Raw genomic sequence first — 25,892 nt, forward strand, 5'->3', positions numbered from 1 at the left:
AAGTCCAAGAGCTTCCCCGACCGACAGAAGCGCAAGGCCGAGCTGTGGCTGTCGGAGATCGAGGCCGACATGTCGCGCGGGGCCTACATCGACCCCGCCGCCGGTCGGACGACGTTCCGGCAATACGGTGAGAAGTGGCTCGCGGCGCAGACCACCGATTCCACGACGCGCACGAGCGTGGAATCGCAGCTCAGGCTGCACGCCTTTCCGTACCTGGGTGCCCGTCCGCTCGACTCCTTCAAGCCCCAGCACATCCGGGACTGGCTGAGCGAGTTGGAGCGCGCGCTGCCGGTGTCGTCCTACCGCCGCGTCATCTTCGCCAGCGTTTCCGCGCTGCTGGCCGCCGCCGTGGATGACCGGCTTCTGGCCAAGAACCCCTGCAAGGCACGCACGGTCCGGGCCCCCGCTCCTACGCCCGCCAGGGTGCGCCCGTGGGCCGCAGAGCGGGTGTTCGCCGTCCGGGCCGCGCTGCCGGACCGGTACCGCGCGATGGTCGATCTCGGCGCCGGATGCGGTCTGCGGCAGGGCGAGGTGTTCGGACTGCCGGACGACGAGGACGGATTCTCGGGCCGCTGGCTGCACGTCGGCAACCAGGTGAAGGTGGCCAACGGACACCTCGTGTTCGGGCCGCCGAAGCGCGCCAAGGAGCGTGACGTGCCGTTGCCCGCCAGCGTTGCCCGGGTGCTCCAGCGGCACCGGAAGCTGTTCCCTCCGGTGGACGTGACGCTCCCCTGGTTGAAGCCGACCGGGCCCCTGGTCACCAAGCGTCTGCTGTTCTCGCTGCCCGGCGGCGGGGCGGTTCGGCGTACGGACTTCAACACGCGCGTCTGGAAGCCCGCCCTCGCGGCCGGTGGCGTGATCCCCCAGCCGGAGGAAGGGCAGCGGTACGCGGCGGCCCGCGAGCACGGCATGCACGCGCTCAGGCACTTCTACGCCTCGGTGCTGCTGGACGCCGGAGAGAACATCAAGGCACTGAGTACCTACCTCGGGCACTCGGACCCCGGCTTCACCCTCCGCACCTACACCCACCTCATGCCGAGCAGCGACGGGCGCACCCGGGACGCGGTAGACGGCATGTACCGGGCCGCCGCTCCGGCGCCGGACGGCCCACAGACGGCCCAGGACGGGTGACACGGCTCCGGGCCAGCGGCTGATCACCGCTGGCCCGACCGGTTCGGAGGGGCGAGACAGGCTCCTGACCTGCGATTACAGCACCGGCAGGCTCTTGCGCAGCTCGAAGGGGGTGACCTCGGAGCGGTACTCCTCCCATTCCTGCTTCTTGTTGCGCAGGAAGAAGTCGAAGACGTGCTCGCCGAGGGTGCCGGCGACCAGCTCGCTGTGCTCCATGAGGGAGATGGCCTCGCCGAGGTTCTGCGGCAGGGGCTCGATGCCCATGGAGCGGCGCTCGGCCGGGGACAGCGCCCACACGTCGTCGTCGGCGCCGGCGGGCAGCTCGTACCCCTCCTCGATGCCGCGCAGGCCGGCCGCGAGCAGGACCGCGTACGCCAGGTAGGGGTTGGCGCCGGAGTCGAGGGAGCGGACCTCGATGCGGGTGGAGCCGGTCTTGCCGGGCTTGTAGAGGGGGACGCGGACGAGCGCGGAGCGGTTGTTGTGGCCCCAGCAGATGTACGAGGGGGCCTCGCCGCCGGCGCCCGCAGTGCGGCCCTGGGCGATACCCCAGATGCGCTTGTAGGAGTTGACCCACTGGTTGGTGACGGCGGACAGCTCGGCGGCGTGCCGCAGCAGGCCGGCGATGAAGGAGCGGCCGATCTTGGAGAGCTGGTACTCGGCGCCGGACTCGTAGAACGCGTTCCGGTCGCCCTCGAAGAGGGACAGGTGGGTGTGCATGCCGGAGCCGGGGTATTCGGAGAACGGCTTGGGCATGAACGTGGCCTGCACGCCCTGCTCCAGCGCGACCTGCTTCATCACGAGTCTGAAGGTCATGATGTTGTCCGCGGTGGACAGCGCGTCGGCGTACCGCAGGTCGATCTCCTGCTGGCCGGGCGCGCCCTCGTGGTGGGAGAACTCCACCGAGATGCCCATCGACTCCAGCATGGTGATGGCCTGGCGGCGGAAGTCCATGCCCACGTTCTGCGGGGTGTGGTCGAAGTAGCCGGAGGAGTCGGCGGGCACCGGGCGGGAGCCGTCGACGGGCTTCTGGTTGAGCAGGAAGAACTCGATCTCGGGGTGGGTGTAGAAGGTGAAGCCCAGGTCGGAGGCCTTCGCCAGCATGCGCTTGAGCACGTACCGCGGGTCGGCGAAGGAGGGCGAGCCGTCCGGCATCAGGATGTCGCAGAACATGCGGGCGGTGCCGGGGGCCTCGGCGCGCCAGGGCAGGATCTGGAAGGTGCCCGGATCCGGCTTGGCGATCATGTCGGACTCGTAGACGCGGGCGAAGCCCTCGATCGCCGAGCCGTCGAACCCGATGCCCTCGTCGAATGCCTGTTCAAGCTCGGCGGGCGCCACGGCTACGGACTTCAGGAACCCGAGCACGTCGGTGAACCACAGCCGCACGAAGCGGATGTCGCGCTCTTCCAAAGTGCGGAGCACGAACTCCTGTTGCTTATCCATTTCACCCATCCTCGCTGGTCAGGCCGCCCGTCCCGCGCCCGCGGGGTCGCACTGGGGGCCCACGAGCGTCCCACGACACGGTTTCGGGAGCATTGCGTGCGCGCGTCCAGCCGCCGAACGTCACGGATGCGCGCCCACGCGCCGCCCATCTTGCCTGGTGGTACGCGCGTCTTGTACCGGTTGGCCGCCATGATCCTTCCTGTACTTCCTCCATTGTGGTACACGGCACCGACAATGGCCCGGTCCGTGCGGCCGCCACCTGGCCGGACAGGCGCCAGAGTACGGGTCACCGGCGATCGTGTCAGACCGACGATTACACTGGGCCCGTGCCTCAACTACGCCTCGCCCTGAATCAGGTCGACTCCACCGTCGGCGACCTCGACGGCAACGCCGAGACGATCGTGCGCTGGACCCGGCACGCCGCCGAGCAGGGCGCCCACCTGGTGGCCTTCCCGGAGATGGCGCTGACCGGCTACCCCGTCGAGGACCTGGCCCTGCGGCCCTCCTTCGTGGAGGCGTCCCGCGCGTGCCTGCGCTCCCTGGCCGCCCGGCTGGCCGCCGAAGGGCTCGGCGACCTGCCCGTCGTCGTCGGCTACCTGGACCGCTCGGAGGCCACGCAGGTCCGCTACGGCCAGCCCGCGGGCGCCCCGCGCAACGCCGCCGCGGTGCTGCACGGCGGCGGCGTGGCACTGGCCTTCGCCAAGCACCACCTGCCGAACTACGGCGTCTTCGACGAGTTCCGGTACTTCGTCCCCGGCGAGACGCTGCCCGTCATCCGCGTCCACGGGGTGGACGTGGCCCTCGCCATCTGCGAGGACCTGTGGCAGGAGGGCGGCCGGGTGCCCGCCGCGCGCGCCGCGGGGGCCGGGCTGCTGCTGTCGGTCAACGCCTCGCCGTACGAGCGCGAGAAGCACGACACCCGCCTGGAGCTGGTCCGCAAGCGGGCCCAGGAGGCCGGCTGCACCACCGCCTACCTGGCGATGATCGGCGGCCAGGACGAGCTGGTCTTCGACGGCGACTCGATCGTGGTGGACCGCGACGGCGCCGTCATCGCGCGCGCGCCGCAGTTCTCCGAGGGCTGCGTGACCCTGGACCTCGACCTGCCCGCGGCCGGACCGGTGCCCGAGGGGGTCGTGGACGACGGGCTGCGCGTGGAGCACGTCACGCTCTCCGCCGACCCGCTGCCCGCGTACGAGCCGGTGCTCGCGGGCGGCCAGGCGCCGCGCCTGGACGAGGACGAGGAGGTGTACACCGCGCTGGTGGTGGGCCTGCGCGCGTACGTGGCCAAGAACGGCTTCCGCAGCGTGCTCGTCGGCCTGTCCGGCGGCATCGACTCCGCGCTGGTGGCCGCCCTCGCCTGCGACGCCGTCGGCGCCCACAACGTGCACGGCGTCGCCATGCCCTCCCGCTACTCCTCCGCGCACTCCCTGGCCGACGCCGAGGAGCTGGCCCGGCGCACCGGCCTGCACCTGCGCACCGTTCCCATCGCGCCGATGTTCGACGCCTACCTGGGCGCGCTGGGCCTGACCGGGCTCGCCGAGGAGAACCTCCAGTCCCGGCTGCGCGGCACGCTGCTGATGGGCCTGTCCAACCAGGAGGGCCACATCGTGCTCGCCCCGGGCAACAAGTCCGAGCTGGCCTGCGGCTACTCCACGCTGTACGGGGACTCGGTGGGCGCGTACGGGCCGATCAAGGACGTCTACAAGACCTCGGTGTTCCGGCTGGCCAGGTGGCGCAACGAGGCGGCGCGCGAGCGCGGCCAGACCCCGCCGGTCCCGGAGAACTCGATCAGCAAGCCGCCGAGCGCCGAGCTGCGGCCCGGCCAGCTCGACACCGACTCGCTGCCGGACTACGACGTCCTGGACCGGATCCTGGAGCGGTACGTCGACCGGGACCAGGGCCGGGACGAGATCGTCGCGGCCGGCTTCGAGCCGGAGCTGGTCACGCGCGTGCTGCGCATGGTGGACACGGCCGAGTACAAGCGGCGGCAGTACCCGCCCGGGACCAAGATCTCCGGGAAGGGCTTCGGCAAGGACCGCCGCCTGCCCATCACCAACCGTTGGCGGGAGCCGGGCACCGCGCCCTGACGGCCTCGCCGCGCCCTGACGGCCTCGCGGGCGCGGTCCGCCCGGTCCGGCGGCTCAGCGGGCCGGGAGACCGGCTCAGCGGGCCGGGAAGCGGACGGACGCCGCCACCGGCAGGTGGTCGCTGCCCGTGCGCGGCAGCGTCCACGCCGAGACCGGCGCCACGCCGCGCACCAGGATCTGGTCGATCCGGGCCATGGGGAACGACGCGGGCCAGCTGAAGCCGAAGCCGTCGCCCGCCGCGCCCTGCGCCGAACGCAGCTGCGAGGTGACCGAGGCCAGGGCCCGGTCGTTCATCGTGCCGTTCAGGTCGCCGAGCAGGATGACGCCGGGCAGCTTCTCGGCGGCGATGGCGTGGCCCAGCGCGTCGGCGCTGGCGTCCCGCTGCCCGGCCGTGAAGCCCGCGTCGAACTTCACCCGCACCGACGGCAGGTGCGCCACGAACACGGCCACGGCGCCCTTGGGCGTGGTGACCGTGGTGCGCAGCGCCCGGACCCAGCCCAGCTTGATGTCGACCGGCTCGGTGCCGGACAGCGGGTAGTGGCTCCACAGCCCGACCGTGCCCCGCACCACGTGGTAGCGGTACGCGCCGGCCAGCGCCCGCTCGTACACCGGGACCGCCGGGCTGGTCAGCTCCTCCAGCGCCACCACGTCGGCGCCGGAGGCGGCCAGGTCCCGGGCCGTGCCCCGGGGGTCGGCGTTGTCCGCGTTCACGTTGTGGGTGACCACGGTCAGGTCGCCGCGGCCGTGGGACTTGTCGAGGAACAGCAGCCCGCCGAACAGGTTCAGCCACACGGCCACGGGCAGCACCAGCGCCAGCAGCGCCGTCGCGCTGCGCCGCACCAGCGCCGCGGCCAGCAGCAGCGGGACGAGCAGCCCCAGCCAGGGCAGAAACGTTTCCAGCAGGCTGCCGAGGTTGCCCACGCCGTTGGGCACCTTGGCGTGGAAGGTCATCACCAGGGCGAGCAGCACGGCCAGGACGGCCGGCACCAGGCCGCGCCGCCAGATCCCGCGGTCGCGCCGGAGGCGGGCGAGCCGGCCGCCGAGGCCGGTGAGCAGGCGCCGGAACCGGCCGCCGGTCCGCCGCGGCCCGGTCTCCGTCCGCCCGGTCTCCTGCGTGTACGCCCGCGCCATGCGCCGTCCCTTCGCTGCCTCGACTGCCCGTTCCGGCTCCTTGGCCCCTGGCCGGTCTTCGGCCTACGACCATAGGGGATGACCAGGGGCTTTCCCGGACGCTCGGGGGAATGCGTCTCAGGGGAGGACGCGCCGGGGCGGCAGCGGGGTTCCCCGAGGAACGGAAGCCGGGCCGGTGCGGCGGACCCGGGACCGGCCGGTGGCACGGCGGCGACGGCCCGCCCGGCGGGCGGGGAACGCGTACGACCGTAGCGGGCCGGACCGGGACGGGCGGGCCGCAGTCGGCGGGTCCGGAGCCCGGCCGGGCGGGACGGCCCGGGGGCCGGGGTGGCCCGGGAGCCGAAGCGGCCGGGGGCCGGAGGCCTGGCCCGACGGGGCGGCTCGGGGCCGGAGGACTGGGCCCGGGCGAGGCGACTCGGGGGCCGGAGGCCTGGCCCGACGGGGCGGCTCGGGGCCGGAGGACTGGGCCCGGGCGAGGCGACTCGGGGGCCGGAGGCCTGGCCCGACGGGGCGGCTCGGGGCCGGAGGACTGCGCCCGGCGAGGCGACTCGGGGGCCAGATGCCTGCGCCCGGCGAGGCGGCTCGGGGCCCGGCCGGCGCGGCGGCGCTCAGGAGTCCGGCGGGGCCGGGCGGGGCCGGACGCCGTCCAGGACCGCGTCCACGATCCGCTCCGCGAGGCCCTCGGGCAGTTCCCGCCACTCGGCCAGCACCGACCGGGCCAGCATCGGCCCGGTGAACAGGTCGGTGAGCAGGTCGACGTCCTCGTCGGCGCGGATCTCGCCGGCGGCCATCCCGCGCCGCAGCACCGCGTGCAGCGCCTCGCGGCGGGCGGCGACCACCGTGTCGTGGTACTCCCTCCACAGCCGCGGGTTCGCCCGCATCTGGCCCAGGACCGTGTGCAGCAGGGCGGAGTCGCGGCGGGCCACGCCGCGGCGCCGCAGGAACTCCAGCGCCTGGACCAGGTCGTCGCGCACCGACGCGCCCCGGGCCGGCGGCATCGGCTCGTCCAGGGAGCGTATGACGTCCACCATCAGCGCCTCCTTGCCGGGCCAGCGACGGTAGACGGTGGCCTTGCCGACGCGCGCCTCGCGGGCGATCCGCTCGATCGACAGCTCGCTGACCGTGACGCCGTCCTCCAGCAGCCGCAGCACGGTCTCGACGATCGCGGCGTCCGCCTCCGGGCTGCGCGGCCGCCCGCGCGTGCGGCTACCGGAGCCCGCCGCCGGGGCCGTCGGGGTCGGGGCCGCCGCCCCCGCCGCGCGACCGGGCTCAGCCGGGGGTGCGGCCCGGGCGGGGACCGCGGGGGCGGCCCCCGGGTCCGGTCCGGGCCGGACCGTCATCGGCCCGCACCCGCCTCGGCCCGCTCGGTCGGCTCGGGGGCCTCCGGCCCGCCTCCGGCCGCGTCCCGCCCCGGCAGGAACACGGCGACGATCAGCGCGCCGAAGACCGCCACGGCCGCCGCGCCGAGCGCGGTGACGTGCATGGCGTGGAGGAAGGCGTCGTGCGCGGGGCCCACCAGCGCGTCTCCCCGCGGCCCCAGCCGGTCGGCGGCGCCGAGGGTGGCCTCGACGGACTCGCCCGCGGCGTGCCGGGCCGAGGCGGACAGGCCGGGCACGGACGCCAGCGTGTCCTCGATGCCGTCGCGGTAGGTGGTGGACAGCACCGAGCCCAGGACGGCCACCCCGAGCGCGCCGCCGACCTGCCGGAAGGTGTTGTTGACCGCCGACCCGGAGCCGGCCTTCTCCCGTGGCAGCGCCTGCATGATCGAGACGGTGGCGGGCGGCATGATGTGCGCCATGCCCACGCCCTGGAGGAAGAGCATGACCTCCAGCACCCAGATCGGCGTGTCCGCGTCCATCAGCAGGAACCCGCTCATGGCCGCGGCGATCAGCAGCATGCCGGCCGTGCACACCGCGCGGGCGCCGAAGCGGTCGACGGCCAGCCGCGCGCGGGGCGCGAAGAACAGCTGGGCGGCGGCCAGCGGCAGGACGAGCAGGCCGGCCTGGAGCGCGGAGTAGCCGCGCACGCTCTGCGTGTAGAAGACGTTGAAGAACGTCACGCCCATAAGGGCGAAGAAGACCAGGCCGACGGCGACGACGGCGGCCGAGAAGGCGGGTCTGCGGAAGTACGCCATGTCGATGGCCGGGTGGTCGCCGCGCTTCTCGTGGACCACGAACAGGACCAGCACGGCGAGCCCGCCGCCGATCGTGCCGAGCACCTGCGGGTCGGTGAAGTCGGCGAGCTGCCCGCCCTTGATGATGCCGTACACCAGCAGTACGAGACCGATGACGGACAGCACCACGCCCAGCGGGTCGAGGCGGCCGGGCGCCGGGTCGCGCGAGTCGGGCACGAGCAGCGCCATGGCGACGAGCCCGAGGACGACGACGGGCACGTTGACGAAGAAGACCGAGCCCCACCAGAAGTGCTCCAGCAGCAGGCCGCCGGTGATGGGGCCGACCGCGATGGCGCCGCCCACCGCCGTGACCCATATCCCTATGGCCCTGGCCTGCTCCTCGCGCTCGAAGACGTTCACGAGGATGGCCAGGGTGGCGGGCATCACGAAGGCCGCGCCGAGGCCCATCAGCGCGCGGTAGCCGATCAGCTCCTCGGGCGAGCCGGAGAAGGCGCCGAGCACCGAGCCGAGGCCGAACACCGCCATGCCGCCGAGCAGCACCTTCTTGCGGCCGAGCCGGTCGCCGAGCAGGCCGGCGGTGAACAGCAGCCCGGCGAAGACGAGCGTGTACGAGTTGATCGCCCACTCCAGCTCGCTCTGGGTGGCACCCAGGCCGGTGGGCTCGGGGGAGGCGATCGTCTTCATCGCCACGTTGAGGATGGAGTTGTCCAGGACGACGACCACGACGCTGGCCATCAGGACGGCGAGGATGGCCCACCGTCTTCGGTGGACCGTCTCGGAGACGCGGCCCGGGTCGTCCCCGGCGGGCGCCGCGCCGGAAGGGGTTGTCATACGGACCAGGCTAACCCGTTCCGATACGGAACCGTCTCGTATTGGAAGGCGGTTTTCACACGGTTTTTCACGCCGTGGCCACCCCTTCCCGCCGACGGCGGCGCGTGCCAGCATGGGTGGTGTCCGGAGACGCCGTAAGGGCGCTTCGAGATGACGAACAGGAGCACCTGCAATGACGCACGTCAGCCCTGCCCGGAACCTTCCCGACAGCAGCAAGGCCGCCCCGGCCGTGAAGGCGCTGTACGGGGGCAAGAGTTCCCGGCGTGTCACCGTCCGCGACATCGCCGCCGCCAAGGAGCGCGGCGAGCGCTGGCCCATGCTCACCGCCTACGACGCCACCACCGCGTCGGTCTTCGACGAGGCCGGCATCCCGGTCATGCTCGTCGGCGACTCGATGGGCAACTGTCACCTCGGCTACGAGTCCACCGTGCCGGTCACGATGGACGAGGTCACCATCCTCGCGGCCGCCGTCGTGCGCGGCACCAGCCGCGCCCTGATCGTCGGCGACCTGCCGTTCGGCGCGTACCAGGAGGGCGCCGTGCAGGCGCTGCGCAACGCGACCCGGCTGGTGAAGGAGGCCGGCGTCGGCGCGGTCAAGCTGGAGGGCGGCGAGCGGTCCGCCCACCAGATCGAGCTGCTGGTGCGCTCCGGCATCCCCGTCATGGCGCACGTCGGCTTCACCCCGCAGTCCGTCAACGCCTACGGCGGGCACCCGGTGCAGGGCCGCGGCGAGGAGGCGGCGCAGCAGCTGCTGCGCGACGCCAAGGCCGTGCAGGACGCGGGCGCCTTCGCGGTCGTGCTGGAGCTGGTCCCGGCCGAGCTGGCCGCGGAGGTCACCCGCTCCCTGCACATCCCGACCGTCGGCATCGGCGCCGGCCCGGACTGCGACGCGCAGGTGCTGGTGTGGACCGACATGGCCGGCCTCACCGGCGGCCGGGTGCCGCGCTTCGTCAAGCAGTACGCGGACCTGCGCCGGACTCTGGGCGACGCGGCCAGGGCGTTCGCCGACGACGTGGTGGGCGGCCACTACCCGGCCGAGGAGCACTCGTACCACTGATCCGGGCCGGCCGCCGGGCGTCCGCCCGCCGGGCCGCCGCGGCCCCGGCCGCGCACGCCCCCGGGCCGCGCCCGCCGGCCCGCCCGGTCCGCTGAGCCGCCCGGCCCGCCTGGCCGCGGGTCGGCGCGAGGCCGCCGCGGCACACCGACAGCCCGCCGACACCCCCCGTCGGCGGGCTGTCCGCCGCCTGTCGGCGGATTGTCAGTGGCGGCTGTCAAGGTGGGGGCATGACGCGACAAGGAACGAAACCAGGCGGCGGGAACGCCGTCGAAGTACGGGGGCTCGTCAAGCACTTCGGGACCACCAGAGCGGTCGACGGCGTGGACCTCGACGTGCGGGAGGGCACCGTCCTCGGTGTCCTGGGGCCGAACGGCGCGGGCAAGACCACGCTCGTGCGCTGCCTGTCCACCCTGCTGAAGCCCGACGCGGGCACGGCCGTCGTGGCCGGGTTCGACGTGGTGCGCCAGCCGCGGCAGCTGCGCCGCACCATCGGCCTCACCGGGCAGTACGCGTCGGTGGACGAGAAGCTGTCCGGCTGGGAGAACCTCTACATGATCGGCCGCCTGCTGGACCTGTCCCGCGGGGACTCCCGGCGCCGGGCGGACGAGCTGCTGGAGCGGTTCTCGCTGACCGAGGCCGCCAAGCGGCCCGCCGGGCAGTATTCGGGCGGCATGCGCCGCCGTCTGGACCTGGCCGCCTCCATGATCGGCCGGCCCGCGGTGCTGTACCTGGACGAGCCGACCACCGGCCTCGACCCGCGCACGCGCAACGAGGTCTGGGACGAGATCCGGCGCATGGTCGCCGACGGCTCGACCGTGCTGCTCACCACGCAGTACATGGAAGAGGCCGAGCAGCTGGCCGACGAGCTGACCGTCATCGACCGCGGCAAGGTCATCGCCGAGGGCACGGTGCACGAGCTGAAGGCCAAGGTCGGCGGCCGCACCCTCCAGATACGCCCGGCGGACCCGGGCGAGCTGACCCGCATGGTCGGCGCCCTCGCCCAGGCCGGGCTCGACGGCGTGGGCGGCGCGACCGCCGACACCGCCGAGGGCCTGGTCAACGTGCCGATCCTCAGCGACGAGCAGCTGACCGCGGTGATCGGGCTGCTGGGCGCGCGCGGCTTCGCCGTCTCCGGCATCGACACCCACCTGCCCAGCCTGGACGAGGTCTTCCTGGCCCTCACCGGCCAGAAGACGTCCGCCCACGAGCCCGGCCGCACCGGCCCCGGCAACCCCGGCGACCAGTCCGGCCAGGCCGCCGAGACCTACGAGGAGGTCGCCGCGTGAGCGCCGCGACAGTGACCCTGCCCGCGCAGACGCCGTCCGGCGAGGGCCGCATCGGACCGCGCGCCAACCTGCGGCACATCGGCGCGCTGGTGCGCCGCAACGCCCTGCAGATCAGACAGGATCCGGAGTCGATGTTCGACGCCGTCCTGATGCCGATCATCTTCACACTGCTGTTCGTGTACGTCTTCGGCGGCGCGGTGTCCGGCAACCAGGACGCCTACGTGGACTACTTCATCCCCGGCATGATGGCGATGGGCGGCATCCAGATCGCGATGTCCGTCGGCACGGGCGTCAACGAGGACTTCCGCAAGGGCGTGATGGACCGGTTCCGCACGATGCCCATCGCCCGGTCGTCGGTGCTGATCGCCAAGCTCACCGTGGAGATCGGCCGGATGCTGGTGTCGACCGTCATCCTGCTGACCGTCGGCTTCATCATGGGCTTCGACCTGAAGACCGACATACCGCAGCTGCTGGCCGCCGTGGTGCTGGCGCTGGCCTTCGGCGCCTCGCTGACCTGGGTGTTCATGCTGCTCGGGCTGTCGCTGAGGACGGCTCAGGCGGTGCAGGGCGTGGGCTTCATGGTGATCATGCCGCTGGAGTTCGGCTCGTCCATCTTCGCCAAGCCGGCCACCATGCCGGGCTGGCTCCAGACGTTCACCGACTACAACCCCCTGTCGCAGCTCGCGGACGCGTCCCGCGCGCTGATGATCGACCAGGGTTCGGCCACGGGCCCCGCGGTCATCACGCTGCTGTGGGCGCTGGGCATCACGGCGGTGACGGCGCCGCTGGCGGTGGCGAAGTTCCGCAACAAGACGTGAGCGGCGGGGCGGCGGACCACCCGCTCGCTCCGCTCCCCGGCCGACTCGCCGGGCGCGGCTCCGGACAGGGTTCCGGGCGCGGCTGACAGGGCAGGGCCTTTCGGCGGCGGCGCGCCCGGCCGGGGGGCTTCCGGGCCACCCCGCGGCGCCTCGGGCGGGCGTACCCGGGGCCGGGGCCCGGCTCGGGCCGCCGCAGCGTCCTGGGCCGGGACCCGGCAGCCGGGGCCTACCGGTCGAAGGGGAGGACCGACACCGTGTTGCCGTCGGCGTCCTCCAGGAGCGCGGTGTCGCCCTCGTGGTTCCAGACCGGGCTCCCGACGCCGTAGGAGTAGCCGCCGTACTGGCGGTGGACCGTGTCGGTGTAGACCCGGACGCGACGACCGGGCTGGATCGTCGCACCGGTCGGGAAGGTGAACTCGTGCCCGGCGTCATCGGCCCGAAGCTTCCAGCCGGAGATGTCGGCCGGCTCGGCGCCGCCGTTCAGGATCTCGACGTAGTCGTCGGCCCGCGGGCTCGACGGGTCGCTGCCCACCTGCACGTGCGAGATGTAGCTGTTCGGCTCGCCGACGCGGGCGAACTGGGCCTTGATCTGGCCGCTGCTGCTCTTGCCCTCGGGGCTGACGAACCATTCGGCGTGGCGTTCACTGTCCGTCGTGAAACCGGTGATGTTCACCCGGTACGACTCGCCGCCGATCTTCACCACCGGGTGCCTGTCGATTTTCGGCAGGTGGACCACGTCGTCCACGTCGCCGCCCACGTTGGGCGTCTCGTGGTGGTGGAAACGCAGCGCGGGGAGGTCGACCTTGGTCCCGTCGTCCTGGAAGGTCACCACGATGTCGAGAAACACGTCGAACTCGTCGGGCTGCGACATCGGAATACGGAAGTTGTAGTGCGTGAGCGTGCCGAGCACGAATTCCGTACCGTCGAGGTCCGCCTCGGGGGTGCGTCCCCGGAAGAGATAACCGCTCCTCTTGGCGTCCGGGACGTCGCCCCATCTGATGTGGTTGCCGCCCAGGCCGTGGAACGTCGAAGGGTCCACGCTGACGCTGCTCCAGACACCCTTGGTCTCGATTTTGCCCATGACAGGACCGCCCCCCGTTTTTCGGTTTTCCGAGTCTCACCGAACGTGTCTCACCGAACGTGTCTCACCGCACGTGCCACCTGCCGGACCACTCGGGCCGCTGCCGCCGTTCGCGAGGTGCCGCGCTCGCGAGGGCCCCGGTCCACCGTAGGAGTCCGGCAGCACGACCTGAACCCGAAAAGCAGACAAACATGCTGGCCGGTGACCAGCGGACGGGTCCGGGCTGGCGGAAAACAGCCGTTCGGGCCGCCGGGCGGGGCGGCCGCGCGCCGGGCCTGGCCCGCGATCCGGTTCAGCGTGTTCACAGGACGTCCCGTGGTGTTCCCGGGACGTCCCGTGACCGGCGGGGCGGCCGCGCGCCCCGCCGGTCGCACCGGCCCCGCCGTGCACCGCGGCGGGCCGTAGACGAGCCCGGGCCGGCTCCCGCGTCAGGCCGGCCCGGGCTCACAGCAGGGCGGCGGCCTGGCTCAGGGTGAGGCCGCCGCCCTCGGCGCGCGCCCGCTCGTAGGCCGCGTCGCCCAGTACCGACCGGGCCGCCGCCTCGGCCGCCGCCCGGTTGCGCCGCTCGGAGGCCAGCGCGTAGTACCCCGGCGGCCACAGCGCGTCGTACGCCCCGACCAGCCGCGCCGCGGCGGCGGCCCGCTCCTGGCCGCCGAGCCCGGCCAGCGCGCGGGCGCCGGTGAGCAGCTGCGCGAGCGGCAGGTGCGGCGCGACCATGCGGGTGATCGGGTCGTCGGTCTTGGCCAGCGCCTCCCGTACCCGCGACAGCGCCCGGCCGTACGCGCCGTCCAGGCCGTCCAGCCAGGCGAGCAGCCCTCCCACCAGGCCCTCGAAGAGACCCAGCGCCCGGTTGCCGAACAGCCGCAGCAGGTAGTCCAGATGGGCCCGCGCCTCCGCGGTGCGCCCGGTGGCCCCGCACCGCATGGCGAGCTGGATACGGGCGTAGGTGACCGCCTCGCCGCCCATGCGCCCCTCCAGCGCGACCACCTCCCGCAGCACCCGCTCCCCGCCGTCCGGGTCCGTACCGCTCTCGATGGACACGCTCGCGAGCCGGGTGCGCAGCAGCCACACCTGCGCCCGCGCGCCCAACTCCTCGGCGAGCCGGACGGCCGCCCGGTAGTCCTCGGCGGCGAGGTCGTGCACGCCGCGCTGCTCGCGGGCCCAGCCGCGTTCGGACAGCGCCTCGGCCACCCCCCAGGCGTCGCCGATCTCGGTGAAGACCCTCAGGCACTCGTCGGCGTCCCGGTGCACGCCCCCGGCTCTGTCCGACCGGTCGTTGAGGATCTTGGCGCGCAGCAGCAGCGCGAAGCCCAGCTCCCAGCCGCCGCCGAGGCCCCGGGCGGTGTCCACCGCCGTGTCGACCACCTGCCGCAGCCCGGTGAAGTCACCGGTCAGCAGGACCGCGTAGAACCACATGACGCCCGGAATCCGGACGGTCTGCGGCAGGCCGGGCTGGTAGGCGGCGACGATGCCCGCCAGCTCGCGCCGGGCCTCCGGGCTGTCCCGCCGCCCCATGTCGCCCTCGATGTTGGCCAGGCCCACCAGGCGCACCCCGCGCCGGGCCTCGGCCAGCACATCGGGCGGGTAGGGCGGCGCCACCTGCGTGAGCGCGACCGCCAGCGGCTCGGCGGGGACGACCGGCGGCGCGAACGGGTCGGGTCCCAGCGCGGCGGCCGCGGCCGACCACTGGCGGGCGTCGCCGCGGTGGCCGCGCAGCTGCCAGAACCAGCTCAGCGACAGCACCAGGCACAGCGCGTCCTGCTCCTCCCTCGCGGCGACCGCTCGGCGCAGCGCGGCCCGCAGGTTGTCGTGCTCCCGCTCCAGCCGGGCCAGCCAGGTCCGCTGGCCGGGGCCGCGCAGCAGGGGGTCGGCGGCGCGGGCCAGCTCCCGGTACGCGACGACGTGCCGCCGCTCGGCCGCCGCCCGCTCCCCCGCCTCGGCCAGCCGCTCCGCGGCGTACTCGGCGACGGTCTCCAGCAGGCGGTAGCGCATCTCGTCGCCGTCGGCCGGGGCGGCGACCACGAGCGACTTGTCGACAAGCGACCCCAGCAGGGCGGCCACGTCGCGCGCGTCGACGCCGGTCGGGCCGTCCGCTCCGGTCGAGCCGGGCGCACCGGGCGGGCCGTCCGCGCACACCGCCTCGGCCAGGGCCAGGTCGCAGCCGCCCGCGAAGACCGACAGGCGGCGCAGCACGGTCCGCTCGGGCTCGTCCAGCAGGTCCCAGGACCAGTCGACCACCGCCCGCAGCGTCTTCTGACGCGGCAGTACGGTGCGGTGGCCGCCGGTCAGCAGCCGGAAGCGGTCGTCCAGGCGGTCGGCGATCTGCCGCGGGGTGAGCATCCGCAGCCGCGCGGCGGCCAGTTCGATCGCCAGCGGCAGGCCGTCCAGGCGGCGGCAGATCTCGGCGCACGCCTCCGGGTCGCCGCCGGTGCGGAAGCCGGGGCGGGCGGCCGCGCCCCGCTCGCCCAGCAGCCGCAGGGCCACCGGGTCGGGCAGCGGCTCCACGGGCCGCACCACCTCGCCGGGCACGGCGAGCGGTTCCCGGCTGGTGGCGAGCACGGTCACGCCGGGGCAGCGGGCGAGCAGGAAGTCGGCGAGGCGGGCGGCGGCGTCCACGACGTGTTCGCAGTTGTCGAGCACGAGCAGCATGCGGCGCGGCGCGCAGTGCTCGGCGAGCCGCGCGAGCGCGTCGGACCCTTCGGGGTCGGTGGCGGCGCGCAGCGCCTCGCTGGTGGCGCTCAGCACGGTCTGCCGTGCCCCGAGCGCGGTGAGGACCGCCTCGGGGACGGTGCCGGGTTCGTCCACGGGGGCCAGCTCGGCGAGCCAGACGCCGTCCGGCCAGCGGGCGGCGACCGCGTCGGCGGCCTCCTGCGACAGCCGCGTCTTCCCGGCGCCGCCCGCTCCGGTCAGGGTCACCAGCCGGTGGGCGACCAGGTCCGCGCGCAGCACGGCCAGGTCGGTCTCGCGGCCGACGAAGCTGGTCAGGCGGGCGCGCAGGTTGCCGGGCGGGGCACCGGACCGGACGCGGCCGGACGCGGGGCCGCCGCCCGCCGCGACCCCCCGCTCCGCTCCCCCGGGGGCGGCGGCGCCCTGGGCCCGTACGCCCTCCGGGGGCCGGAAGTCCGAGGGACCGCCGCCCGCGGACGCCGCGGCGGTGGCCGGAACGGGCCGCAGCAGCTCCGCGTGCAGGGCGCGCAGCCCGGGCCCGGGGTCCGCGCCGAGGCGGTCGGCCAGCTCGGCGCGCCCCGACTCGTACGCGGCCAGCGCCTCCGCCGTACGGCCGCTGTCGCGCAGCGCGCGGATCCGCAGGGCCAGCAGGGCCTCGTCCAGCGGGTGGTCGCGGCACAGCTCGGCGAGGACGGGCAGGGTCCGCTCGGCGCGGCCCAGGGCCAGGTCGGCCTCGGCGCTCGCGGCGTACGCGGTCAGCCGCAGCGCCTCGGCGCGGGCGGCCGGGGCCGCGGCGTCGGGCAGGTCGGCCAGGGCCGGGCCGCGCCACAGGGCGAGGGCGTCGTCCAGGGCGGCGGCGGCCTTGGCCGGGTCGCCGTCGGCGAGCGCCGAGGCGCCCTCGTCCACCAGCCGCTCGAAGCGGAACAGGTCCACGTCGTCCGGGTCGGCGGCCAGCCGGTAGCCGCCCGGTGCGGACCGCACGGCGTCCCGGCCGAGCACCCGCCGCAGCCGCCCGACCAGGGCCTGTAGCGCGCCGCCCCCGTCGGCGGGCGGCTCGTCGGCCCACACCTCGCCGATGAGCGCCCCGGCGGTACGCACCCGTCCCGGGTCCAGGGCCAGGGCGGCCAGCAGCGCGCGCAGCCGGGCGCCGCCCAGGGGCACGAGGGTGCCGTCGCCGCGGTGGGCCTGGGTGGTGCCGAGGATGCCGTAGCGCACGGCTCTATTGTCGTGGACCGCCGGGACCGCCCGCCGCCGGGGCGCGCGGGGCACGCCGCGCGCCGCCCGGCGGAACTCGCCGCCCCCCGCACGCCGTTCCCCCTACGCCGCCCGCACCGCCCCGCCCCGTACGAAAGGCCCCGCCATGACCACGGCCGCCACCCGCCACGACAGACAGATCAGCCCCGTCTTCCTGGCCCTGGTCGCGGTCATGGCCGCGTCCGCGTGGGCGGTGTGGAAGGAGTACGGCGCGAGCCCCGGCTTCGGCGTCTTCCTCTTCGTCGTCTCCGGCTGGATCGTCTCGCTGTGCCTGCACGAGTACGCACACGCGCGCGCCGCCCTGCACAGCGGCGACCTGACCGTGGGCGCCAAGGGCTACCTGACCCTCAACCCGCTGCGCTACACCCACGTGGCGCTGAGCATCGTGCTGCCCGTCCTCTTCGTCGTCATGGGCGGCATCGGCCTGCCGGGCGGCGCGGTGTTCATCGAGCGGCACCGCATCCGGGGCCGCTGGCGGCACAGCCTGATCTCGGCGGCGGGCCCGCTGACCAACATCCTGTTCGCCGCCGCGCTGACCGCTCCCTTCTGGCTGCACGCGCTGGACGGCGTGCCGGACGTCTTCCGCTACGCCCTCGCGTTCCTGGCCCTGCTCCAGGTGACGGCGGCGATCCTGAACCTCCTGCCGGTGCCGGGCCTGGACGGGTACGGCATCGTGGAGCCGTGGCTGTCCCCGGCGCTGCGCCGCCAGGTGGAGCCGTTCGCGCCGTTCGGGCTGCTGGCGGTGTTCGGCGTGCTGTGGATTCCGAGCGTCAACCACGCCTTCTTCGACGGCGTCGACGCGCTGATGCGGGCGCTGGACGTGTCCGAGTGGGACACGTACTGGGGTCAGGAGTACTTCCGCTTCTGGCAGGGCGAGCCGCGGGTGCCGGTGCCGTTCGGCTCCTGACCGCCGCGCCGGGCGATCCGGCACCGCGTGCTGCGCCGAACGGGTGAGGGCGCGAGGCGGCCGTTTCACCCATCCGGCCCTGGCAACCCTAAGGGGCGCGCCGAGGGGGCGCCGGGGACAGGCACGCAGGCCGAGGTTCCCCACACCCGCAACGGCCAGGAAGGGACGACCATGGCTACCCAACTGCTCGACCGGTCGGTGGACACCCAGCTCACGACCGGGCTGACGATCGCGAACGTCGGTGGTGACACGGCCACCTACAACTTCGCCACCATGCCCGGCAACCTGCCGAAGAAGTACGGCAATACCGTGTACATCTGGCAGACGCCGACCTCGTCGGTGCCGCGCAACGCCAAGCCGCTGAACCACAACCCTGTCCGGGTGGACCAGCCCGACGGCTCCGACGTGTTCTCCAGTCTCCAGATCGGCAATCTGCCGTACCTGATCGCCTACGCCGTCGGGGACAGCGTGTCCAGAGTGTGCTCCACGGCCTTCATACCCGCGTCCGGGAAGGACTTCAGCTACGTCTCACCCGGCGTCAGCCGGGTGGGTATCGGTTCGACCTCCCAGACCTTCCAGTACCAGCTCCCCCAGGGCATGCTCCCCGGAGAGGACGGCGACTGGGCCGGGCTGTGGGAGGGCCAGGACACGGGAGTGCTGTACGACAAGGACGTCAAGCCGAAGCGGCACCTCCAGGTCAAGAGCGAGAAGCACACCGACCAGGAAACCTTCACGGACGTCGTCCTCGAACGCGGTACGGAGTACATCATCGGCTACTTCAAGGGCGGCTTCAGCTCTTCGGATCCGGACCGCAGGGGCCTGGCCTGCTCGGTGTCCTGGACCCAGGAGGCGTGAGCCGCCGTCGGTGGCCGGCACCCGGCGGTTCGACGTCCGGACGTAGGCCGCCGGGGCGGTAAAGGGGGCGCCGGTCTCCGCCCGGTGCGGAGCTCCGGCGCCCCCTCGTCCCGCGTCGCCGACTAACGGGGGCTACGGCGACGCCCGCGCCGCGCAGTGGCCCGGACACCTCGGGCCACGCGGCGCGATCCGGCGGCGGGAGCCCGCGAGGAGCAGCGGCTCGACCGTCCGCCGGAGGGACGGGGCCCGGACGGCGGGGGCTGGAGTCGGCCCGCCGTCCGGGGGTCTGATGGTGACCGGTGGGTGCGGCTCCCGGTCCGGTTACGCCACCGAGGAGGGCGGGGGCGGAGTGCGCCGGGCGCAGGTTCCGGCCCAGGTGTCGGTCTGCCCGGCGAGCGTTTCGCAGTGCCCTCCGGCCATGCGTACGGCCCGGCACAGGTCCTGGCGGGTGGCCGCGTCATGGGAGATCCGGTGCCAGTCCGGGACCAGGCAGACCACGGGTCGGCCCGCCGCGAAGCGCGCCATCTGATCCGCCATCGAGTACCACTGCGGGCGCCGGGCGCTCAGCGCGTCGTCCGCGAAGTCCGTCCAGCTCCCGGCGATCTCCCATCGGTGCTCGCGGGCGTACTCCTGGCACCGCGCGATGCGCTCGACCAGCTCTTCCTGGTACTGAGTGGCGCACCTGTCGTAGATGAACACGAGAGGTGCGGGGGCGTGCGTGTCGGTCATGTCGTCGTCCCCTTCGGCTGCGACGGGAACGAGTCTTCACCCACGGGGATGGTGACAGGAAGTAAGTTGTCGATGACCGAGCGATGACTATTACTGTGGCCCGCATGGACGGCTCAGGGGACTTCAAGCGGGCTGTGACGCAAGCGCTGAGCGATCGCGGGCTGAGCATGCGCAAGGCCGCGAAGCTGATGCGGTACGACCAGGCGTACCTGTCCAGAGTGCTCAACGGCACGCAGTGCGCCTCCAAAGAGCTGCTGGCAGCACTCGACAAACTCCTGGCCACCGTTCCCCCTGTCAACGATTCGCGGCACGAATGCGCGGATATCGTTGAAGAGTTGGCCGACCTCATCGGGAGCGACATGGACCCCTCGCGCCGCAGCATCGTCAACGCCGGTCTCGCCTCGTCGGCCTCGCTCAGCGTCCCACGGTGGGACGACACGACGGCCAGAGTGACGGCGGTACGGGGCGGGCAAGCTCAGCGGGTCGGCATGTCCGACGTTGAAGCCGTCCACAAGCTCACTGAGCAGTTCTGGGACCTTGAAGCGCGGGTCGGGGGACGACGGGCGCGGCCCCCTGTGGCGACATTCCTGCAAGACACCGTGATCCCGTACCTGCGCGCCGACGGCCCGGAGGCTGTGCGGTCCGCGATGTTATCCGCGGCGGCCCAGGTATGCCACATGGCCGGTTGGATGGCCGTGGATGACGAGCTGCACGGGCTTGCGGACCAGTACTACAAGAAGTCGCTGGAGCTGGCGAAAGCAGCCGGTGATACCCAGTGGTACGGCACCACGCTGCGCACCATGGGCGTCCAAGCGCTGAAGCTGAATCAACATCAGCGTTCTGTCCAGCTCGCAGACGCCGCCGCTGATGTTTCGCTGCGGTCGGCGGCTCCGCGCAAGCGGGCGTTCATCCTCGGCTGCTGCGCGGCCTCCGCTGCCGGATTCGGCGATCGGCGGAAGGCGTTGGACAGTTTCAACGTCGCGGACCGGTCGTTGGAGCAGTCGGAAGTCGATGACGCGTCGAGCGGGTATGGCCGACCTGCGCAACTTCAGGTGCTGGGGTACGTCCAGTACTACAGCGGTGACCTCTCGGGAGCCATCGAGAGCCTGCGGGGGTCGAACGCCCTGCGTCCACCGGAGCGGCGTCGGGGGCGCACGGAGATCAACCTGCTACTGGCGGACCGGCAGTTCAAGGCCGGTCGGCTTGACGAGGCGTGCGCCACGTGGCAGGAGGTGCTGACCGACTACCCGTACGTACGGTCCGGCAGTACCGACAAAGGTGTCGCCACCATGCTGAAGAGCATCGAACCCCACCTCGGCAACGAGTCCGCCCGCGACCTTCACGAGCGCGCCCGCGCGGAACTCCCGTCGTCCTTCTGGACCTGACCGCCCCCGCCGCCGACCCGACCGGGAGACCGGCCGGAGCGGGGCGGGCGGGCGTCAGCAGGGCAGGGCGTCGAGGAAGCGTGCCAGCGCGGCGTTGAACTCGGCGGGGCGCTCCAGGTTCGGCAGGTGGGCGGCGCCGGAAATGACCTCCAGCACCGCGCCCGGCACGCGTTCCTGGATGAGGCGGGCGTCGCCGACCGGGGTGAACGTGTCGTCGGCGCCGACCACGACGAGCGTCGGCACGGACACGCGCGGCAGCATGCCGGTGTAGTCGGGCCGCTCGGCCCGGCCGCGCAGGGCGGCCGCGGCGCCCTCGGCCGGGGCGCCGCGCATCATGCGCAGCACGTGCGCGGCCACCGCGGGCCGGGCCGTGACGTTGTACGGCGCCACCATCCGGGTCAGCACCTCCTCGGCGTAGCCCGCCATCCCCTCGCGCCGCAGCCGGTNCGTTGTACGGCGCCACCATCCGGGTCAGCACCTCCTCGGCGTAGCCCGCCATCCCCTCGCGCCGCAGCCGGTCGGCCGTCGCGCGGCGGGTCGCGCGGCCCGCCTCGGTGTCGGCCGCGGCGAAGGTGTCGGCGAGCAGCAGGGCGCGGATCCGGTCCGGGAAGAGCCGGTAGCACTCCAGCGCGATCTGCCCGCCCATGGACAGGCCGCCCAGGACGAAGCGCTCGACGCCGAGGTGGTCGAGCAGCCGGGCGAGGTCGCGGGCGAACGCCTCCAGCGGCGTCGTGCCCGGCACGACCGTGGTGGCGCCGTAGCCCCGCAGGTCCGGGGCGATCACGCGGTGGCCGGCGCGGGAGAAGTGCTCGGTCTGCGGCTGCCACATCGAGCGGTCGAAGGGATGTCCGTGGACGAGGACCAGCGGCTCGCCCGCGCCGCGGTCCTCGTACGCCACGGTGACCGCGTCCGGACCGCCCAGGAAGACCTCGTTCATCGCCCTCACCCCGTCCTGCCTCTGCTCCGGTCTTCTCCGGCTGTTTCACCGAGGCTAGGCGGGGGCTATGCTCGGTGCAATCGAAATATTGCTCTCAGTGCAATTGTCAGAACAGGGCGGGACACAGGAGGAGACGTTGGCCGACTACCGGGTGATCGCCGACGCGCTCGCGGGCGACATCGCCGAGGGGCGGTTGCGCCCCGGCGAGCGCCTGCCGCCGCAGCGCCGGTTCGCCCGGCAGCACGGCATCGCCGCCTCGACCGCCGCGCGGGTCTACCGAGAGCTGGTGCGACGCGGCCTAGCGGTGGGCGAGGTGGGCCGCGGCACGTTCGTACGGGCTGCGGCGCCGCCGGACGAGCCCGCGCTCGCCGAGCCGGGCGGGGCGCGCGTCGACCTGGAGCTGAACTTTCCCGTCCTGCCCGGCCAGCCCGAGCTGCTGGCCCGGAGCCTGCGCGGGCTGCTGCGGCCGGACGCGATGGCCTCGGCGCTGCGGGCGGCGGGCGCGGTCGGCACCCCGGGCTCGCGGCAGGCCGCCGCCGCCCTGCTGGCCCGCGCGGGCTGGGCGCCGAACCCGGGGCGGCTGCTCTTCGCGGGCAACGGCAGGCAGGCCCTCGCGGCCGCGGTCGCCGCCCTGGTGCCGCCCGGCGAGCGGCTGGGGGTGGAACCGCTCACCTACCCCCTCGTGAAGGGCGTCGCGGCCCGCCTCGGCGTCACGCTCGTCCCGCTGGCGATGGACGAGGACGGCCTGGTCCCGGACGGGCTCGCCACCGGACCGCGGCTGCGCGCGGTCTACCTCCAGCCCGCTCTGCACAACCCCCTCGGCGTCACGATGCCCGCCGGGCGGCGCGCGGACCTGGCCGACGTGCTGCGCGAGCGCGGGCTCTACGCGATCGAGGACGCCGTCTACGGCTTCCTGCGCCCCGACCTGGCCCCGCTGGCCGCCCTCGCCCCCGACCGCACCCTCCTGGTGGACAGCCTGTCCAAGCGGCTGGCGCCCGGTCTGACGCTCGGGTTCCTGGTCACGCCACCGGACCTGGCCCGGCGCGTCGCCTCCGCACTGCGGTCGGGGTGCTGGCTCGCCTCCCGTTTCGCGCTGGAGGCGGCGGAGCGGTGGATCCACGACGGCACCGCGGCCGCCATGGAGGCGGCGAAGCGCGAGGACGCGGCGGCCCGCCAGCGGATCGTCGCCGACCGGCTCGCCGGGGAGGCCGTCCGGGCCGACCCGCACGCCTACCACTGCTGGTGGGAGCTGCCCGAGCCGTGGCGGGCGGAGACCTTCGTCGCCGCGGCGGCCCGGCTGGGCATCGCCGTCACTCCGGCCGCCGCGTTCGCCGCCGGGCCCGCCCGCGCGCCCGCCGCCGTGCGGCTCGCGCTCGCCTCCCCGCCGCGGGACACCCTAGTCCGCGCACTGGACGCCCTCGCCGAACTGGCCCGCGGCACGCCCGAGGACGCCGACGGGCTGGAATAGCCGCGCGGGCGGCCGTACCGCGGCGGCGCGGAGCGGGGCGGCTCGTGGGACTATCCGCCTGTCCTGCCGCACCCGTAGCATCCCGTCCCGTGTCCACCACCCCCGCGCCCGCGCCGCGCACCCCGCCCCGCCGTACCGTCGTCAAGGGCGCCGCCGCCGGCGCCGCGCTGCTTCCGCTGGTCTCCCTGGCCTCGGTCCCGGCCGTCGGCGCCGAGGTGCCCGTCTTCCAGCACGGCGTCGCCTCCGGCGACCCGCTGCCCGACGGCGTCCTGCTGTGGACGCGCGTGACGCCCTCCGCCGACGCGGAGCCCGGCTCGGGCCGGGGGCCGGACAGCGAGGTCGGGTGGGCCGTGGCCGCCGACGCGGGCTTCGCGCGGGTCGTCGCGAGCGGCACGGTGCGCACCGGGCCGGACGCCGACCACACCGTCAAGGCGGACGTGCGCGGGCTGGCCCCGGCCACCGACTACTGGTACCGGTTCACCCTGGGCGGCGCGCACTCGCCGGTCGGGCGGACCCGGACCGCGCCCGCGCGGGACGCGGCCGTGGACCGGCTGCGGTTCGGCGTGGTCAGCTGCGCCAACTGGGAGGCGGGCTACTTCGCGGCGTACCGGCACCTGGCCGGGCGCGGCGACCTGGACGCGGTGCTGCACCTGGGCGACTACGTGTACGAGTACGCCACCGGCGCGTACGCCGCGCGCGGCGCGGTCGTACGCCCGCACCGGCCCGCCCGGGAGACCGTCACCCTCGCCGACTACCGGCTGCGGCACGCCACCTACAAGACCGACCCGGACCTCGCGGCCCTGCACGCCGCGCTGCCGGTGATCGCGATCTGGGACGACCACGAGTTCGCCGACAACGCCTCGGCGACCGGCGCGGTCAACCACCAGCCGGACACCGAGGGCGACTGGGCCGCCCGCGTCGCCGCCGCCAAGAGGGCCTACTTCGAGTGGATGCCGGTGCGGCCGTCCGTCGCCGGGACCACCTACCGGCAGTTGCGCTACGGCAGGCTGGCCGACATCTGCCTGCTCGACCTGCGCTCCTTCCGCTCCGCGCAGGCCGACCGGCCCGACGGCGCGGACGACGCGGACCGTACGATCACCGGCCGGGCGCAGATGGACTGGCTGAAGGCGGGCCTGAGCCGGTCCGACGCCACCTGGCGGCTGGTGGGCAACTCGGTGATGATCTCGCCGGTCGCCCTGCTGGCCCTGCCCGCCTACCTGCTGCGCCCGCTGGCCGACCTGCTCGGCCTGCCCCGCGAGGGCCTGGCGGTCAACACCGACCAGTGGGACGGCTACACCGCCGACCGCCGGGAGCTGCTGGACCACCTGCGCGCGGCGGGCGTGCGCAACACCGTCTTCCTCACCGGCGACATCCACTCGGCGTGGGCGAGCGAGGTGCCGTGCGAGGCGGCCACCTATCCGCTGTCGGGCACGGTCGCGACGGAGTTCGTGGTGACCTCGGTGACCTCGGACAACATCGACGACATTCTGAAGGTGGACCCGCACACCGTCTCGCGGGTCGCCGAGGGCGCGCTGCAACTGGCCAACCGGCACCTGAAGTGGATCGACCTGGACTCGCACGGCTTCGGTGTGCTGGACGTGACGGCCGAGCGCGCGCAGATGGACTACTACGCGCTCTCCGACCGGACCCGCCGCGACGCCACCGCCGCCTGGGTGCGCTCGTACCGTACGGCCTCGGGCAGCCAGCGGCTGGAGCGCGCCGACGCGCCCGTGCGGTGACCGCCGCCGCGCGGTGACCGCACGTCAGGACGCGTACAGGCGGCGTGCGGTGCGGCGCGCCCACGCCAGGCCCGCCGCCGCCACGGCGAGCGGCCACAGCAGCGGTACGGGCGCGAGGCGGCCGCTGGCGGTCACGGCGGCCAGGGCGGGCACGGTCGTGACGAGCAGGGCCAGCGGGGCGCGCAGGAACCAGGCCGCGGCCTGCACCGGGCCGGTGTTGCCCATCGGCGTGTCGGCGCCGATGAGCAGGTGGCTGGGCAGCGGGCCGCGGTAGGCGCTCACCAGGGCGGCGGCCACGCACGCGGGCGCGGCGGCGAGCAGGACCAGCAGCGCGGGGTGCCACCAGCCGCCGGCCGCGCACACCGCGCAGGCGGCGGCCAGGCCGCAGACCAGCAGCGCGCCGGGCACCAGCGCGTGCCACAGGGCCAGCGTGCCGGAGGGGTACGGCAGGGCCGCCGACCGGCGCATGTCGTCGCTGTCGGCCCGCGCGGGCTCGGCGAGTTGTGCGGCGGACAGGTACGCGCTGCTCAGGGCCAGCGCGGCGGCCAGCCAGCGTGCGCGGCCGTCGAGGCCGCAGGCGGCCACGGCGAGCGCGGCGGCCAGCGCGCAGCAGGCGGCGGCCCAGCCGAGCCGTCCCGGGGCGCGCAGCAGGCCGGTCGCGTCGCGCCAGGGCACCAGCAGCCAGGGGTGGCGCGGCGGGGGCAGGCGCAGCGCGGGCCGGGCGCCGCGCCGCCGCTGGGCGCGTACGGCGGTGTGGGCCTGCCGGAGGTCCAGGGAGAACAGCGACGCGCTGACCCGCCAGGCGAGGGCCGCGCGCAGCCGCAGGGCCTGGAGGGGGATGCCGGGTACGGCCCGGTGGGCGAGCGGGGCGAGCGCGGCCAGGCAGGCGGCGGACGCGGCCGCGCCCGCGTACCAGGCAGGCGCCTGGCCGCGGGCCGCCGCGGCGAGCGGCTGC

Annotated in this window: 18 protein-coding genes and 2 pseudogenes; 10 read left to right on the forward strand and 10 right to left on the reverse strand. The window is 74.3% G+C overall.

From position 1 onward, the window contains the following. Positions 1-1,131, forward strand: a 1,131-nt coding sequence (locus RKE29_RS11940) for a tyrosine-type recombinase/integrase (protein WP_312005158.1), incomplete at its 5' end; no start/stop codon positions are given. A gap of 75 nt (positions 1,132-1,206) precedes the next feature. On the opposite strand, the gene glnA is transcribed toward RKE29_RS11940, so the two are convergent. Next, positions 1,207-2,571 (reverse strand): type I glutamate--ammonia ligase, encoded by a 1,365-nt coding sequence (gene glnA / locus RKE29_RS11945; protein WP_312005159.1) that lies wholly within the window; start codon positions 2,569-2,571, stop codon positions 1,207-1,209. Positions 2,572-2,897: 326 nt separating this feature from the next. On the opposite strand from glnA, the gene RKE29_RS11950 reads away from it, so the two are divergent. Then, a complete protein-coding gene (locus tag RKE29_RS11950) occupies positions 2,898-4,658 on the forward strand; it encodes an NAD+ synthase (RefSeq protein ID WP_312005160.1) in 1,761 nt (586 codons plus the stop codon). A 75-nt stretch (positions 4,659-4,733) separates the two neighbouring features. Here RKE29_RS11950 and RKE29_RS11955 read toward each other — a convergent pair whose 3' ends face one another. From RKE29_RS11955 to RKE29_RS11965, 3 genes are all read right to left on the reverse strand, one after another. Next, positions 4,734-5,789, reverse strand: coding sequence for an endonuclease/exonuclease/phosphatase family protein (locus RKE29_RS11955; protein ID WP_312005161.1), 1,056 nt, complete (start codon positions 5,787-5,789; stop codon positions 4,734-4,736). Between the two features lie 608 nt (positions 5,790-6,397). Then, on the reverse strand, positions 6,398-6,940 hold the full coding sequence (locus tag RKE29_RS11960) for a TetR/AcrR family transcriptional regulator (protein ID WP_312005162.1): 543 nt from the start codon (positions 6,938-6,940) through the stop codon (positions 6,398-6,400). Positions 6,941-7,125: 185 nt separating this feature from the next. Next, the gene (locus RKE29_RS11965; protein WP_312005163.1) at positions 7,126-8,754 is read right to left on the reverse strand and encodes an MFS transporter; all 1,629 of its coding nucleotides are present in this window, start codon (positions 8,752-8,754) and stop codon (positions 7,126-7,128) included. A 172-nt stretch (positions 8,755-8,926) separates the two neighbouring features. Here RKE29_RS11965 and panB point away from each other — a divergent pair, with 172 nt between their 5' ends. The 3 genes from panB to RKE29_RS11980 all read left to right on the forward strand — a co-directional run bounded on the left by panB (position 8,927) and on the right by RKE29_RS11980 (position 11,915). Continuing rightward, on the forward strand, positions 8,927-9,811 hold the full coding sequence (panB, locus tag RKE29_RS11970) for a 3-methyl-2-oxobutanoate hydroxymethyltransferase (RefSeq protein WP_312005164.1): 885 nt from the start codon (positions 8,927-8,929) through the stop codon (positions 9,809-9,811). 227 nt (positions 9,812-10,038) lie between these two features. After that, positions 10,039-11,097, forward strand: a complete 1,059-nt coding sequence (locus RKE29_RS11975) for an ATP-binding cassette domain-containing protein (protein WP_312005165.1) — start codon at positions 10,039-10,041, stop codon at positions 11,095-11,097. Further along, positions 11,094-11,915, forward strand: coding sequence for an ABC transporter permease (locus tag RKE29_RS11980; protein ID WP_312005166.1), 822 nt, complete (start codon positions 11,094-11,096; stop codon positions 11,913-11,915). The genes RKE29_RS11975 and RKE29_RS11980 overlap by 4 nt, the downstream gene beginning before the upstream one ends. Positions 11,916-12,141: 226 nt before the next feature. On the opposite strand, the gene RKE29_RS11985 is transcribed toward RKE29_RS11980, so the two are convergent. Together RKE29_RS11985 and RKE29_RS11990 are read right to left on the reverse strand one after the other, a co-directional pair. Then, complete coding sequence (locus tag RKE29_RS11985) at positions 12,142-12,996, reverse strand: lamin tail domain-containing protein (protein WP_312005167.1); 855 nt, start codon at positions 12,994-12,996, stop codon at positions 12,142-12,144. Between the two features lie 444 nt (positions 12,997-13,440). Beyond that, a complete protein-coding gene (locus RKE29_RS11990) occupies positions 13,441-16,878 on the reverse strand; it encodes a BTAD domain-containing putative transcriptional regulator (RefSeq protein ID WP_312005168.1) in 3,438 nt (1,145 codons plus the stop codon). A gap of 145 nt (positions 16,879-17,023) precedes the next feature. Between RKE29_RS11990 and RKE29_RS11995 the strand changes: the two genes are divergently transcribed. Together RKE29_RS11995 and RKE29_RS12000 are read left to right on the forward strand one after the other, a co-directional pair. Next, the gene (locus RKE29_RS11995) at positions 17,024-17,824 is read left to right on the forward strand and encodes a site-2 protease family protein (RefSeq protein WP_312005169.1); all 801 of its coding nucleotides are present in this window, start codon (positions 17,024-17,026) and stop codon (positions 17,822-17,824) included. A gap of 171 nt (positions 17,825-17,995) precedes the next feature. Next, positions 17,996-18,679 (forward strand): hypothetical protein, encoded by a 684-nt coding sequence (locus tag RKE29_RS12000; protein WP_312005170.1) that lies wholly within the window; start codon positions 17,996-17,998, stop codon positions 18,677-18,679. A gap of 321 nt (positions 18,680-19,000) precedes the next feature. On the opposite strand, the gene RKE29_RS12005 is transcribed toward RKE29_RS12000, so the two are convergent. After that, positions 19,001-19,408: a recombinase family protein gene (locus tag RKE29_RS12005; RefSeq protein ID WP_312005171.1), complete on the reverse strand. Its 408-nt coding sequence runs from the start codon at positions 19,406-19,408 to the stop codon at positions 19,001-19,003. 104 nt (positions 19,409-19,512) lie between these two features. On the opposite strand from RKE29_RS12005, the gene RKE29_RS12010 reads away from it, so the two are divergent. Next, positions 19,513-20,793, forward strand: a complete 1,281-nt coding sequence (locus tag RKE29_RS12010; RefSeq protein WP_312005172.1) for a transcriptional regulator — start codon at positions 19,513-19,515, stop codon at positions 20,791-20,793. A 54-nt stretch (positions 20,794-20,847) separates the two neighbouring features. Here the strand turns inward: RKE29_RS12010 and RKE29_RS12015 are convergent, their stop codons facing one another. Both RKE29_RS12015 and RKE29_RS12020 read right to left on the reverse strand, forming a co-directional pair. After that, positions 20,848-21,219 (reverse strand): hypothetical protein, encoded by a 372-nt coding sequence (locus tag RKE29_RS12015; protein ID WP_312005173.1) that lies wholly within the window; start codon positions 21,217-21,219, stop codon positions 20,848-20,850. Next, a pseudogene (locus RKE29_RS12020) lies at positions 21,209-21,730 on the reverse strand (alpha/beta fold hydrolase); the annotation flags it as partial. The pseudogene RKE29_RS12020 and the gene RKE29_RS12015, both read right to left, overlap by 11 nt. A gap of 136 nt (positions 21,731-21,866) precedes the next feature. On the opposite strand from RKE29_RS12020, the gene RKE29_RS12025 reads away from it, so the two are divergent. Together RKE29_RS12025 and RKE29_RS12030 are read left to right on the forward strand one after the other, a co-directional pair. Next, on the forward strand, positions 21,867-23,198 hold the full coding sequence (locus RKE29_RS12025) for a PLP-dependent aminotransferase family protein (protein ID WP_312005175.1): 1,332 nt from the start codon (positions 21,867-21,869) through the stop codon (positions 23,196-23,198). An 89-nt stretch (positions 23,199-23,287) separates the two neighbouring features. Beyond that, positions 23,288-24,937: an alkaline phosphatase D family protein gene (locus RKE29_RS12030; RefSeq protein ID WP_312005174.1), complete on the forward strand. Its 1,650-nt coding sequence runs from the start codon at positions 23,288-23,290 to the stop codon at positions 24,935-24,937. Positions 24,938-24,961: 24 nt separating this feature from the next. On the opposite strand, the pseudogene RKE29_RS12035 reads toward RKE29_RS12030, so the two are convergent. Then, positions 24,962-25,892 (reverse strand): annotated as a pseudogene (locus RKE29_RS12035) (hypothetical protein); the annotation flags it as partial.

It is taken from the genome of Streptomyces sp. B1866, from assembly GCF_031932565.1.
In the GTDB taxonomy this organism is placed as follows: Bacteria; Actinomycetota; Actinomycetes; order Streptomycetales; family Streptomycetaceae; genus Streptomyces.